General features: G+C 39.2%; 15 protein-coding genes. 2 read left to right on the top strand and 13 right to left on the bottom strand.

What is annotated here, in order from left to right; all coding sequences use genetic code 11:
• Positions 1-11: 11 nt before the first annotated feature.
• Genes bshA through MKZ18_RS07480 form a run of 5 tightly spaced genes read right to left on the bottom strand, consistent with a single transcriptional unit; the run spans position 12 to position 3,415 of the window.
• Complete coding sequence (gene bshA / locus MKZ18_RS07500; protein WP_340842614.1) at positions 12-1,139, bottom strand: N-acetyl-alpha-D-glucosaminyl L-malate synthase BshA; 1,128 nt, start codon at positions 1,137-1,139, stop codon at positions 12-14.
• Positions 1,136-1,849: a bacillithiol biosynthesis deacetylase BshB1 gene (gene bshB1 / locus MKZ18_RS07495; protein ID WP_340842615.1), complete on the bottom strand. Its 714-nt coding sequence runs from the start codon at positions 1,847-1,849 to the stop codon at positions 1,136-1,138. Before bshB1 ends, bshA begins: the two co-directional genes overlap by 4 nt.
• An 11-nt stretch (positions 1,850-1,860) precedes the next feature.
• Positions 1,861-2,259 carry a methylglyoxal synthase gene (gene mgsA, locus MKZ18_RS07490; RefSeq protein ID WP_025907347.1) on the bottom strand — a complete coding sequence of 133 codons (399 nt, stop codon included), beginning with the start codon at positions 2,257-2,259 and terminating at the stop codon, positions 1,861-1,863.
• 12 nt (positions 2,260-2,271) lie between these two features.
• Entirely contained in the window at positions 2,272-3,072 is an 801-nt protein-coding gene (gene dapB / locus MKZ18_RS07485) for a 4-hydroxy-tetrahydrodipicolinate reductase (protein WP_025907346.1), read from the bottom strand.
• A 1-nt stretch (position 3,073) separates the two neighbouring features.
• Positions 3,074-3,415, bottom strand: coding sequence for a nucleotide pyrophosphohydrolase (locus MKZ18_RS07480; protein ID WP_061785566.1), 342 nt, complete (start codon positions 3,413-3,415; stop codon positions 3,074-3,076).
• Positions 3,416-3,719: 304 nt separating this feature from the next.
• Between MKZ18_RS07480 and MKZ18_RS07475 the strand changes: the two genes are divergently transcribed.
• The gene (locus MKZ18_RS07475; RefSeq protein WP_061785567.1) at positions 3,720-4,589 is read left to right on the top strand and encodes a YitT family protein; all 870 of its coding nucleotides are present in this window, start codon (positions 3,720-3,722) and stop codon (positions 4,587-4,589) included.
• 296 nt (positions 4,590-4,885) lie between these two features.
• On the opposite strand, the gene MKZ18_RS07470 is transcribed toward MKZ18_RS07475, so the two are convergent.
• The 4 genes from MKZ18_RS07470 to MKZ18_RS07455 form a co-directional block, all read right to left on the bottom strand.
• The gene (locus MKZ18_RS07470) at positions 4,886-5,563 is read right to left on the bottom strand and encodes a zinc metallopeptidase (protein WP_025907342.1); all 678 of its coding nucleotides are present in this window, start codon (positions 5,561-5,563) and stop codon (positions 4,886-4,888) included.
• A 62-nt stretch (positions 5,564-5,625) separates the two neighbouring features.
• On the bottom strand, positions 5,626-6,393 hold the full coding sequence (locus MKZ18_RS07465; protein ID WP_025907340.1) for a sporulation protein YpjB: 768 nt from the start codon (positions 6,391-6,393) through the stop codon (positions 5,626-5,628).
• A 68-nt stretch (positions 6,394-6,461) separates the two neighbouring features.
• Entirely contained in the window at positions 6,462-7,487 is a 1,026-nt protein-coding gene (locus tag MKZ18_RS07460; protein WP_235859224.1) for a CAP domain-containing protein, read from the bottom strand.
• Positions 7,488-7,628: 141 nt separating this feature from the next.
• Positions 7,629-8,048, bottom strand: a complete 420-nt coding sequence (locus tag MKZ18_RS07455) for a CBS domain-containing protein (protein WP_061785707.1) — start codon at positions 8,046-8,048, stop codon at positions 7,629-7,631.
• A 172-nt stretch (positions 8,049-8,220) separates the two neighbouring features.
• Here MKZ18_RS07455 and MKZ18_RS07450 point away from each other — a divergent pair, with 172 nt between their 5' ends.
• On the top strand, positions 8,221-8,583 hold the full coding sequence (locus MKZ18_RS07450; RefSeq protein WP_025907334.1) for a YugN family protein: 363 nt from the start codon (positions 8,221-8,223) through the stop codon (positions 8,581-8,583).
• 35 nt (positions 8,584-8,618) lie between these two features.
• Here MKZ18_RS07450 and ctaG read toward each other — a convergent pair whose 3' ends face one another.
• From ctaG to ctaD, 4 genes are all read right to left on the bottom strand, one after another.
• The gene (gene ctaG, locus MKZ18_RS07445; RefSeq protein WP_082636378.1) at positions 8,619-9,545 is read right to left on the bottom strand and encodes a cytochrome c oxidase assembly factor CtaG; all 927 of its coding nucleotides are present in this window, start codon (positions 9,543-9,545) and stop codon (positions 8,619-8,621) included.
• A gap of 74 nt (positions 9,546-9,619) precedes the next feature.
• Positions 9,620-9,955: a cytochrome c oxidase subunit IVB gene (gene ctaF, locus MKZ18_RS07440; RefSeq protein WP_025907330.1), complete on the bottom strand. Its 336-nt coding sequence runs from the start codon at positions 9,953-9,955 to the stop codon at positions 9,620-9,622.
• Between the two features lie 4 nt (positions 9,956-9,959).
• The gene (locus tag MKZ18_RS07435) at positions 9,960-10,580 is read right to left on the bottom strand and encodes a cytochrome (ubi)quinol oxidase subunit III (protein ID WP_025907328.1); all 621 of its coding nucleotides are present in this window, start codon (positions 10,578-10,580) and stop codon (positions 9,960-9,962) included.
• Positions 10,581-10,582: 2 nt separating this feature from the next.
• Positions 10,583-12,445 (bottom strand): cytochrome c oxidase subunit I, encoded by a 1,863-nt coding sequence (gene ctaD / locus MKZ18_RS07430; protein WP_100347453.1) that lies wholly within the window; start codon positions 12,443-12,445, stop codon positions 10,583-10,585.
• Between the last annotated feature and the right edge of the window lie 15 nt (positions 12,446-12,460).

Raw genomic sequence — 12,460 nt, 5'->3', positions numbered from 1 at the left:
TCCTCCATTCCTTAACGTTGTAAAAGATTGTAATAAAGCTGTTCATATTGGTTTACAATCTCCGTTGAATGAAATTTTTGATTCACTGCCTGTAAAGCTCCTCTGCTTATTTGTTGATGAAGCTGTTGATCACTTAACAATTGCACTGCTTTACTCGCAGCTGTTTCAACGTCCCCTAATTCACAAATATAACCTGTTACACCATCTTCAATAACCTCTGGAATACCACCGATTCTTGTGCCAATACAAGGTACGCCACAAGCCATGGCTTCTAGTAGTACGAGACCAAAACTTTCTTTTTCAGAAAACAGAAGCTTTAAATCACTAATGGAGTAGAGCTCCGCTACATTATCTTGCTTCCCTAAAAACAGTACATCATCCTCAAGGTTCAATTCTTTTACAAGCTGACTTACATTTCTCATATCCGGACCGTCCCCAACGAGCAAAAGCTTAGAAGGAATGCGCTCATGGATTCGTTTAAACGTACGCACAACATCTTGTACTCTTTTAACTTGACGGAAATTTGAAACGTGAATAATGACCTTTTCATCGTCTGAAATACCGTAGTCCTGCTTTAAATTACCAACATCTTTACGATGGTACTCTCGCTCATCGATAAAATTATAAACTGTACAAATATCTTTATCTGGATTAATGAGCTGATTCGTTTGCTCAATTAACGCATCAGATACCGCAGTTACACAATCCGATTTTTCAATTGCAAATTTGATTAGTTCTGTTAAAGACGAGTCTTCTCCAAGAACCGTAATATCCGTCCCGTGAAGCGTCGTTACTATTTTTAGATTTGGTGACACCATTTGCTTAGCTAGAAACGCACACACCGCATGCGGAATGGCATAATGAGCATGAATTAAATCTAATTTCTCACGCTGTGCAACTTCTGCCATCTTACTTGCTAGTGCCAAATCGTAAGGTGGATACTTAAATACAGAATACTGGTTCACTTCTACTTCATGAAAATAAATATTTGGATATACCTTATTTAAGCGAAAAGGCATACTTGAAGAAATGAAGTGAATTTCGTGTCCCTTTTCTGCAAGGAGCTTTCCTAATTCAGTTGCGATGACACCAGAACCACCAACTGAAGGATAACACGTGATACCAATTTTTAATTTCATCTACCGCCACCTACTAAATCATCATAAATAAGCAGCGGCTTCTTAGAAAGAAAGCCTTCTGCATACTGAACGCCTACTTCTTTTCCAAACATGCGCTCTCGGCTTTCAACTGTTTCTATATACCCGTTGACCAACGGCGTCTCCACGCTTCCTGCTTGTTTGATGAACTGACTTTCATAAGCTTGTAAGCTTTGCTTTTTCTTTTCAAATGTATTCGTTACATCAACAGCAAAATCGGGTTTATGAAAACCATTAATCATATAAAAATACAGTCCATCCGGTCGATGAGACCCCACGTTTTGCTCTGCCGTATAGTTGCGAATTCCAGCTGAAAATACGGCTTCTTCCACTAGGCGCGCGCAGTTTCCATGATCCGGATGACGATCATCAAAATAAGGAGAAAACACAAGTTTTGGCTGATATTTGCGTATTACCGATACAATTTCTCTAATGTAGGATCGCTGTAACAAAAGTCCTCTATCCGGCATCTGTAATTGAACTCGCTTGTATATACCAAGAAGTTGTCCCGCCTTTTCAGCCTCTTGTTTGCGTAGCTCTACCGTTCCGTTTGACGATAGTTCTGCTTCTGTCAAATCACAGATAACAACTTTTAAACCTTGCTCAGTCATCTTGGCGATAGTGCCGCCCATGCCGATTTCAACATCATCAGCATGAGCTCCAAAAGCAAGAACATCTATTTTTTCAATCATTTTATTTCACCCTATTGTTTTAAAATTGAACGCCACTGTAAATCTCCTCGCTCTAAACCATGGATTAGAACCTCAGCTGTTCCCATATTGGTTGCGAGTGGAATAGCATACACATCACATAGGCGCATAAGTGCTGATACGTCTGGCTCATGAGGTTGAGCTGTAAGCGGATCACGAAAGAAGATAATCATATCCATTTTATTCTGTGCAACAAGAGCACCAATTTCTTGGTCTCCACCTAATGGACCCGATTGAAAACGATGAATCGATAATCCTGTCGCTTCAGAGATTCGCATTCCCGTTGTACCCGTTGCAAAAAGCTCATGGTTCTTTAGAATATGTTGGTAAGCAGTTGTAAATTGAACCATGTCATTTTTCTTTTTATCATGTGCAATTAATGCTATTTTCATATATGACTCTCCTTACTCAATAATATTTTCCAAACCATATACAAGCGTATCAATATTTATTACCGCTTCAACCGCGAGCTTCACGCCAGACATGAAGGACGCACGATTATACGAATCATGACGAATCTTTAATCCTTGTCCAAAGCCACCAAATAATACTTCCTGGTGAGCAATTAATCCTGGCAAGCGTACGCTATGAAGATGAATGCCGTCATATGTAGCTCCTCTTGCACCTGCTAAAATTTCTTTTTCTTCTGAGTGACCTTGCTTTTTCGTTTCACGAACTTCACTAATGAGCTCTGCTGTTTTTAACCCTGTTCCAGAAGGTGCGTCTAATTTTTGATCATGGTGAAGCTCAATAATTTCAACATCGTCAAAATATTTAGCTGCCATTTGAGAGAACTTCATCATTAAAATAGCACCAATCGCAAAGTTTGGAGCAATGATACAGCCAATTCCTTTTTCTTCTGCTAATTCTTTTAATTCCGCTAAATCTGCTTCGGAAAAACCTGTCGTTCCGACTACTGGACGGATGCCGTATTCTAACGCTTTTTTCGTATGTACTCTTCCAATTTCAGGCGTTGTTAAATCAACTAATACATCAGCTTCAACAGTTTGGAAGCATTTTTCAATATCTGTAAAGATAGGAGCTTGAACATTTGGCATTCCTTCTAAGTCGCTAATTAACTTCCCTTCATGAATACGATCAACAGCAGCTACTAATTCAAACGCTTCTGTTTCTTGAATTAGGGTCACAGCTTCTTTTCCCATTCTCCCACGAGGGCCTGCAAGTATAATTCGAGTTTTTTTCATGTTAATTCTCTCCTTGTTCATCAATTTTTGTCCAACGATCTTTATCCCGCGTATTAAATTTCTGCATAACGCGATTATGTGCTTCTTCTAAATCAATATTTAACGAATTGGCAAAGCAAATTAATACAAATAAAATATCGCCCATTTCTTCTTCAACTGTCCGCTCTGCTTCTGTTGTCTTTTTAGGCTTTTCTCCGTAATAATGATTAATTTCACGGGATAACTCTCCAACTTCTTCAGTCATACGAGCCAACATCGCCAAGGGGCTAAAGTAGCCTTCTTTAAACTGTCCAATATATTGATCAACTTCAGCCTGCATAACCTTCATTGATTTATCTGCCATATGTATTCACCTCTTTACCTTCTATGCCTCTCTCATTGCATAATAAGTATTTACCTTTTATTTTTTTGTACATTCAACTTCATATTATAACATTTCTTCCCTAAATTTCTTAATAGAAAAGTTTGATTAACAAACATTATAAATGAATAAAGCTATTCTCTTTAGCCGTGCATGATTCAATATTTAAACGTGTATGATACAAACAAAGCGCTTTGGACGGTTCATTTGGACGATGACATTTCTCTTATCCATTTAGTATGATAGGAAAGAATGTATTCATGTTTATAGAAGGAGGTTTTCTATTGTGAAAGGACTAAAGTTCAAGAATATCTTTTTTATTTTGTTAGGTTCGGCTATTTTTGGATTTGGACTTGTGAATTTTAACATGCAAAACAACTTAGCAGAAGGCGGTTTTACTGGTATTACACTGCTTTTATACTTTTTATTTAACATCGACCCTTCCTATTCAAACTTAGTGCTTAATATTCCACTATTCTTTGTCGGATGGAAGCTGTTAGGACGAACCTCATTTTACTACACCATACTAGGCGTTATCAGCCTTTCTGTTTTCTTATGGATTTTTCAGCGCTTTCCAGTCGATATGCCTTTAAAAGATGATATGACGCTCGCAGCTCTATTTGCAGGTGTATTTATTGGAGTGGGGCTTGGAATTATTTTTAGATACGGAGGGACAACGGGTGGAGTTGATATTATCGCTCGTCTCGTTCAGAAATATATTGGGTGGAACATGGGAAAAACAATGTTTTTATTCGATTTTCTTGTTATTATTACCTCTCTTATCTATTACCTAACCTATACAGAGGCAATGTATACGCTCGTAGCCGTATTTGTCGCTGCTAGAGTCATTGATTTTATTCAAGACGGAGCTTACGCCGCAAAAGGAGCAACCATTATCTCTGCTCGTAACGAAGAGATCTCAGCAAAAATCATGCAGGAAATGGATCGTGGAGTGACTATTTTAAAAGGCCAAGGATCCTATTCTAAACAAGAAACTAACGTATTGTACTGTGTTGTAAGTAAAAATGAAGTCTTTCGATTAAAACAGGTCATCACTTCTGTTGACCCATACGCGTTTGTAGCGGTGAGTGACGTTCACGATGTACTAGGTGAGGGTTTTACATTGGATGAAAATAAAAAGCCGTTAGAACGTTAAATCGTACATACAAAATGAGGGTGGGACATAACAAAACAAATTTCCAAAAAGACGAACACTCGCTTTTCTCACCTCTTTACGTTGTCAGAACAAGTTTATTCCATTGCGCTACGGCCACTCGCTTTCCGCGGGGAGGAACCTGAGCTTCCTCTCTTTCCCGCAGGAGTCGAGTGTCCTACGCTCCATTCCATCCTGTTTTCACAATCAACAAAAAACCTGAACGATTAAAAGTGAAGAACTCTCAACCGTTCAGGTTTAATATTGGCTGAATTACTTATGTCCCAGCCTCATTTCAATTAATCTTCGTTGTTCATTCCTGTGTAAATTAAGATTAAACGCACAAGCTCTAGTACTGCAACCGCTGCTGCTGCAACGTATGTTAAAGCTGCTGCGTTTAGTACTTTTCGCGTCTCACGCTCTTCGTCGTTGCGAATTACACCGCTTGATACGAGAAGGTTCATCGCGCGATTTGAGGCGTTAAACTCAACTGGAAGCGTTACGACCTGGAATAAAACTGCTGCTGCCATAAACACAATCCCTAGCAACAATAGGCCGCTCATCTGAGCAAAGATACCAATCATGATTAAAATCCATGAAAAGTTTGATCCGATGTTAGCTACTGGTACTAAGGCATGACGCATGCGTAAGAACGAATAGTTTTCATCGTCTTGAATTGCGTGCCCTACTTCATGGGCTGCTACCGCTGCGCCTGCTACAGATGTTCCGAAGTAGTTATCTTCAGATAATCGTACTACTTTTGAACGTGGATCGTAGTGGTCAGACAACACGCCGCGAACTGGCTCAACTTGAACGTTGTACAAGCCGTTTTCGTCCAAGATACGTCGTGCCACTTCAGCACCTGTCATTCCAGAAGAACTGCTTACTTTTGAATATTTTTTATAAGCACTTTTCACTTTAAACTGTGCCCAAATCGGCACTAAAATAATGATGAGAAAATAAACCAAAAACCCCATATGCACACTCCTTTACTTGTATGGTTGGTACATTTTCATTTTAGACAATTCGAATATGTCCGTCAATCATTTCGCTCCGGCTCAGCCTTGCGAACACGCTCTGCTCGATACTTACGAAAACCAACATACGATAAAGTAAATACAATAATACTTCCTGTCGTAATCATGACCCATATAAGTGATGGATCTACCTTATCTTCTTTTAAATGTTCAAACAGAGACTGAAAATCTTCTTCTGCTGCTACTAATTCTTGTGAAGACATCACCATTGCATCATCTTGCTTTAAATCTTCAATATGCTGTTCAACACGTTCAATATCCTTATCATCAACATCGACTTGAACACTTGGAGAAATCAATTCATAGGCTTGTAGTAAACTTTGAAGCTCTTCTTGATACTGCCCATCTTCACCTTTTGATATACTCATTTTCATATCTTGAAACGTGGTAATAACTTCTTTTTCCATTTCTGTCCAAAGAGGTTGGTATTCACTTGATAAAGCATCAACTAGTAACCGAAACTGTAATGCTGTATTTACAGGGTCACTATTTTCATCGTCCAGTGCTCTTTCAACATTTTGAGCTGTTACTACCAGCACTTGATACTCTTTAGTGGATAAATCTAAATCATGTATATTTACGCTTGAAACTTCATGTGAAAATTGTTTCATTAAATCACGCGCTTCATCATATTTTTCCTGCTGAGCAAGGTCTAATGTTTCATCAGCAAGTTCATTTAACTTATCCCAAGATTGCTGTGTAGCCGCATTAACTGATGTTGTTAATAGTAAAAAAATAAGCATGGCGATGACAGATATTTTCTTGTTCATTCTTGTCCCTCCTCTAGCTTCTATTAGAAACTTATGAGGAATAGGACAAGAGTAGACCTATTAAATCCCTACTTCAAAGGGGTAATAAAGTTTTGCGTATAAAACTTTTCATACACGCCAACACCAAGATGCGTAAAATCATTATTTAAAAGCGCCTTACGGTGACCTTCACTATTTAACCAGCCTTCAACCGCAGCAGGACCATCCGTATAGTTAGATGCAATGTTTTCACCAGCTGTTCGATACAAGACGTCTCCTTTTTGCAGACGATTTCTTAAATCTCCTTGAACTGGAGACTCATGAGCAAAATATTCTAAATCGCTCATTTCTTTGCTGTGTAAATAAGCCACTTTCGCCGTATCTTCATCCCACGATAATGCCTCTTTTCCATGGCGCTTTCTAATAACGTTCGTCAAGTCGATAATTTGTTGAGAAGCTCCATCTTCAATCTCTTTCCACTCTTCTTGAGAAAGTGATGGTACTTCAGGGAAACTCCCTCTATACATTACTTCATACGGCTTTTGCTTCATTAAAGTTTCACTATCCATGACGCGGATACTTGATAATGTATTTAAAAATTGATCAAAATAAAGCTGGATATATACATCATCATACTTTACTAATGGGCGCATTTTTAAATCTTCGTCATTGAGTTGAAAACGATAATAATCGAGCCCTTCTCTCAATTCAACTTCTCGCTCAATTTTAACAGCTTTCGCTACTTCAGATCGAGATTGACCAATCACAAATGGTGCGGTATTTACGTTTTGACCAATAGAATACACGCTCACCACTCGGTCACCATCTACCCCTACCTGCATGTAGGAATGATCATCGGTTTTATACACCCACCAATCATATCCGTAAGCAGAAGGATCAACACGGGTTGGTTCTCCATACATTCCCATGACTTGTTCAGGATGTAGACCAATCAAATCAATAACGTTTTCCCCTTCTATTTCTGGTGCAGCCGTTTCAACCGCACGGTCATTTATAGTCTCATTATTTGAAACCTCTTCCTGTGCTGATTCATCTACATACTGCTCCAATAAAGGGATATATTCATCAGCGTATACAAATGCAACGATTAACACGAGAACAAATATAACTTTTTTCAGCGTCAGTTCCTCTCCTTACATCTTCAAGAGTTCGTATAGTTATTATACATGTAATGACGTGAAAATAGCTAATAAAAAAGCTATCAACACCCTTTGGTGGCGACAGCTTTTCCTGGATTAATGAAGTTGATTGGAAATACGAGAAAGAGCTTGACCAGCTTGTTCATCTGTAAAGCGATACGTAGATAAATCTCCTAAAGCGACAACGCCAATAAGCTTGTTTCCTTCTACAACTGGAAGCCTTCTGATTTGATGATTGGCCATAATTTCCACAGCTTCTTCTACCGTTGATTCGCCCGATACCGTTACTAGTTTATCACTCATTACGTCGGTTACTTTACTGGAATTGGGCTTCTTTTCAGCAATACCTCGAATAACTAAGTCTCGATCAGTTATTAATCCAATTAATCGGTCTTGATCAACAATTGGAATACTACCAACGTTTAATTCTTTCATCTTTAATGCAACTTCGTATACATTATCTAACGTGGTACACGTTTCAACGTCTGTTGTCATTACATCACGAACACATTTCATAGAATCTCCTCCTTTACATTCAACGTTATTTTGACCGTTTTTCAAAAAATCTTTCACGTTATTTACAATTTCTTGGTCTTTTCAACTGAAAATCCGGATAAACATTGCAAGTTTTATCCAATCATACTATGATGAAAATGGGAGAAACATTTGGTTTAAAGGGGGAACTGTAATGAAACTAGAAGATATGGATTTTACTGATGTAAGAGTTGATTTAGAGCATGCCGATGAGATTATGAGCCGATTTGGACTAGTGCGAGCTGGACAGTGGGATTACGAGCGGGTAACATATGATCGCAAGTTTGAAATTCAGCACCATACCTTTTATTTACGCGTACAAGGATATGCTGCTGAAGGGGACATTGGCGGCAGGCATGCGTTGATTCAATTTATGACGCCTCTGCTTGGCAAACACTATTATCCGCACGGCGTAGAATATGGAGAAGAAGAAAATTTCCCTTCTACACTGGTTGATCAATGCAAGCGAATTTTAAGCCAAATTCATTCCGAACTTCAAAGCGTTCAGGCTTCCTAATAAAAAGAGTGCTTACAATCCTGTAAGCACTCTTTTTATTGAGAAGAAATCGGAGATGAAGCATCATAACCTGCATCAAGTTCCATTTCCTGCTTCTTATCTTTTTCACGCTCTTTCTTCGCCCACCGGAAAAAGGTGTAGCCAAGAATAATCCCATATACAATCTCTTGAATAATTTTCATGATGACTCCCCCAAGCTGCTGGTCTTCTACCGGAGGCAATACGTTAAACATTTCTGGGGCTAATGCGCCCATCGCTTGAATAACATCCGGGGATACGCAAAGGGCTAAAGCATTCACCCACGCCTGCGAATCAGTATACGTGGCATATAGCGACGTATCAGCAAATATAATTAACGCACAAGCAGGCGTTAACAACATCCCATCAGCAAAAATGTAGCCAATTTTTTTCACACCGTTTAACGTCTGATACTCCTCCAGCTTGTTTAAAAGTGGCCACCACATGCAAAAAGAAGCTATAAACAGCAAAATGCTAATAATTGCGTGAAGCGTCATATCTGTCTTCACAGTGTCAAACACAAGCGGTATATGATAAAGAGAGAATAATCCGTTAAAGACAAGTAAAGCAATGAGCGGCTTTGTTAAAAAGTGAAACACTGGCTTAATGCCTTTTTGATGAATCAGTAATCGCGCCATCCACGGCGGTGTTCCCAGAATAAGTAAAGGTGGAATAGCTAAATAAACCAGCGCCATTTGGGCCATATGTGCACTAAACATCAAGTGCCCTAGTAAATCTAGCGGACCGCCTTTGCATATGTATAGCAGCGCCATTCCAAATACAAAAAACGCTTTTGTTTTACGATCAACTTCTTTACTTCCTTCAATTTTATATCGATACGGACCTGTGAACAATAAATAAACAACTGTCACCGCACAAATAACGAAGAAAAAATACGGACTCCATAACGCTTCGAATCCAAACATTCTTAAATTATCAATCACAATCCGTCCCTCCTTTACTCAATTGCGAATAGTACATGCTTGAAAAGAGCTAGCAAGCGCTAGCTCTTCTTTACTTACCACCAAATAATTGTAACAAATGCCCAAACCGTTATAAGTGCTACAAGCACTCCTGAATATAGAAACATCGTTGGCACTTCATGTCCTTTATGATTCATATGCATAAAGTAATAAAGCTGAAAGATAACTTGCACAACTGCTAACAAAATAATAACTGGTACGGTAAACCATCCGCTAAAGCTATCGCTCCATACGGCAAAAAAAGCTATGAGCGTAAGGAAAATCATTAACGCAAACGAGATTAACTGCATTCGCATGTCTTCAGCGTTTTTCTTCTTACGATACTGTAAGTCTACCTTTGGGTTACCTGTGTCAGAATGATTTGTTGTCATCTCTTCATCCCACCATTCCCATTAAGTATACAACTGTAAAAATAAACACCCATACAACATCAATGAAATGCCAGTATAAGCTTGCTACATAAAATTTTGGCGCATTGTATAGACTTAAGCCACGCTTTGAGTTACGGATAAGCAATGAGCCAATCCACAATAATCCAAACGTTACGTGCGCTCCGTGCGTTCCTACCAAGGCATAAAATGCAGATCCAAACGCACTGCTCGTAAACGTATGGCCTTCATGAACATAATGCTTAAACTCATAAATCTCTAATAGTAAGAAAGCGAACCCTAACAGCCAAGTAATCCACATCCAAAGCTGCATCTTCTTATAGTTAAAGTTCTTCATATGATACATTGCATATACGCTTGTTAATGAACTTGTTAATAAAATCATTGTGGCAATAAATACAAGCGTAATATCAAATAATTCTTCTGCTTTTGGGCCTGTATGCGTTGAATTTCTCAACGCTAAATACGTTGCAAACAACGAAGCAAAAAGTACGGTTTCTCCCCCAAGAAAAAGCCAAAATCCTATGAACTTATTTTTCCCTTCAAGGGTTGATTTCTCAGGCGAATCTGGAAAAGTTTCAGGCGTTAATTTTTGTTCTGCTTCCATCTTTATTTCGCCTCCTCATCAAGCAAATCTTCTTTATGAATATGATAGCCATGATCATCAATCCACGAACGGAAGAACATGGAGATAAAGGTAATCACTAATCCTATAATTCCAACTAGATCTCCCCAGCCATGGTCATTGCGGAACAAAAAGCCAAATGCTGAAACAAACAGACCAAGAGAAATAATAAACGGAATGATTGATGAGTTTGGCATATGAATATCACCAAGCGGCTCAGCAGGCGTAATGCCCTCTTTGTTTCCGGCACGTTTTTCTAACCAGAATGTGTCTAATCCACGCACAAGCGGCGTTTGTTTAAAGTTATATTCTGGAGGCGGTGATGAAATCGCCCACTCCAGCGTACGACCTTCTCCCCACGCATCGCCTTCTGCTTTTGGTCCATTGATGCTTGTTTTGATGACGTTAATAATCAGTACAATGGTTGCCAAGGCCATAAAAATGGCTCCAGCTGAGCTGATTGCATTTCCAAGATCCAAGCCCTGTCCTGGTAAAAAAGTTGCTACACGACGAGGCATACCCATTAAACCTAAGAAATGTTGAATAAAGAACGTTAAGTGGAAACCGATAAAAAACAGCCAAAACGTAATCTTGCTAAGCGTTTCATTAAGCATACGCCCAAACATTTTCGGCCACCAAAACGTGACTCCTGCAAATAGAGCGTACACAACTCCACCTACAATAACGTAGTGAAAGTGAGCAACAACGAAATACGTATCATGGAACTGATAGTCTGCTGGTGCCGCAGCAAGCATAACACCTGTTACACCACCGATAACAAACGATGGAATAAACGCTACAGAGTACAGCATTGGTGATGTAAATTCAATGCTTCCTCCCCAAAGCGTAAACAACCAGTTAAAAATCTTAATTCCTGTCGGTACAGCAATTGCCATCGTCGCTACTGCGAAAATTGCGTTTGCGATTGGTCCAAGGCCTGTTGTAAACATATGGTGAGCCCAAACCATGAATCCTAAAAACCCAATCAGCACTGTTGCAAATACCATAGAAGAGTATCCGAACAGTCTTTTTCTTGCAAACGTCGGTAAAATTTCTGAAAAAACTCCAAAGGCCGGTAAGATTAGTATGTATACTTCTGGATGTCCGAAAATCCAAAATAAGTGTTCCCAAATAATTGTGTTTCCACCCATCGTTGGATCAAAGAAATTCCCACCAAACAAGCGATCAAAAATCATTAAAAATAATCCAACAGTTAAAGCAGGAAATGCAAATAAAATAAGTGCTGATGCCACAAACGTAGTCCACGTAAAGAGGGGCATTCTCATGTAAGTCATACCAGGTGCTCTCATGTTAATAATTGTAACAAGAAAGTTAATACCCGCAATCAGCGTTCCAGCACCGGAAATTTGCAGACCTAATGCGTAAAAATCAATTCCGTGTGTAGGCGATGCTAGTGATAGTGAAGCGTATGATGTCCAGCCTGCATCAGGTGCTCCACCTCCTATAAACCAGCTTAAGTTTAGAAACAATCCACCAAAAGCAAATAGCCAAAAGCCAAGTGCGTTTAAAAATGGAAACGCTACGTCACGAGCGCCAATTTGAAGTGGCACAACTGCGTTCATTAGCGCAAACAACAGCGGCATAGCTGCTAAGAAAATCATCGTTGTGCCGTGCATTGTTAAGATTTCATTATATGTTCCCATCGCGACAAAGTTATTTTCAGGAATAGCCAGTTGAATTCGAATAAAAAGTGCTTCGATTCCTCCAACTATGAAGAAAAAACCTCCCGCAATTAAATACAAAATGGCGATTTTTTTATGGTCAACGGTTGTTAAATAGTCCCATATTGTCGCCCCTATACCCCTTTTTTGAGTGAGCGTACTCATAGCTAGACCTCCCCT

The sequence above is a fragment of the Priestia sp. FSL W8-0001 genome, from assembly GCF_038050335.1.
Classification (GTDB): Bacteria; Bacillota; Bacilli; order Bacillales; family Bacillaceae_H; genus Priestia; species Priestia flexa.
This window is presented reverse-complemented; position numbering and strand designations above follow the sequence as displayed.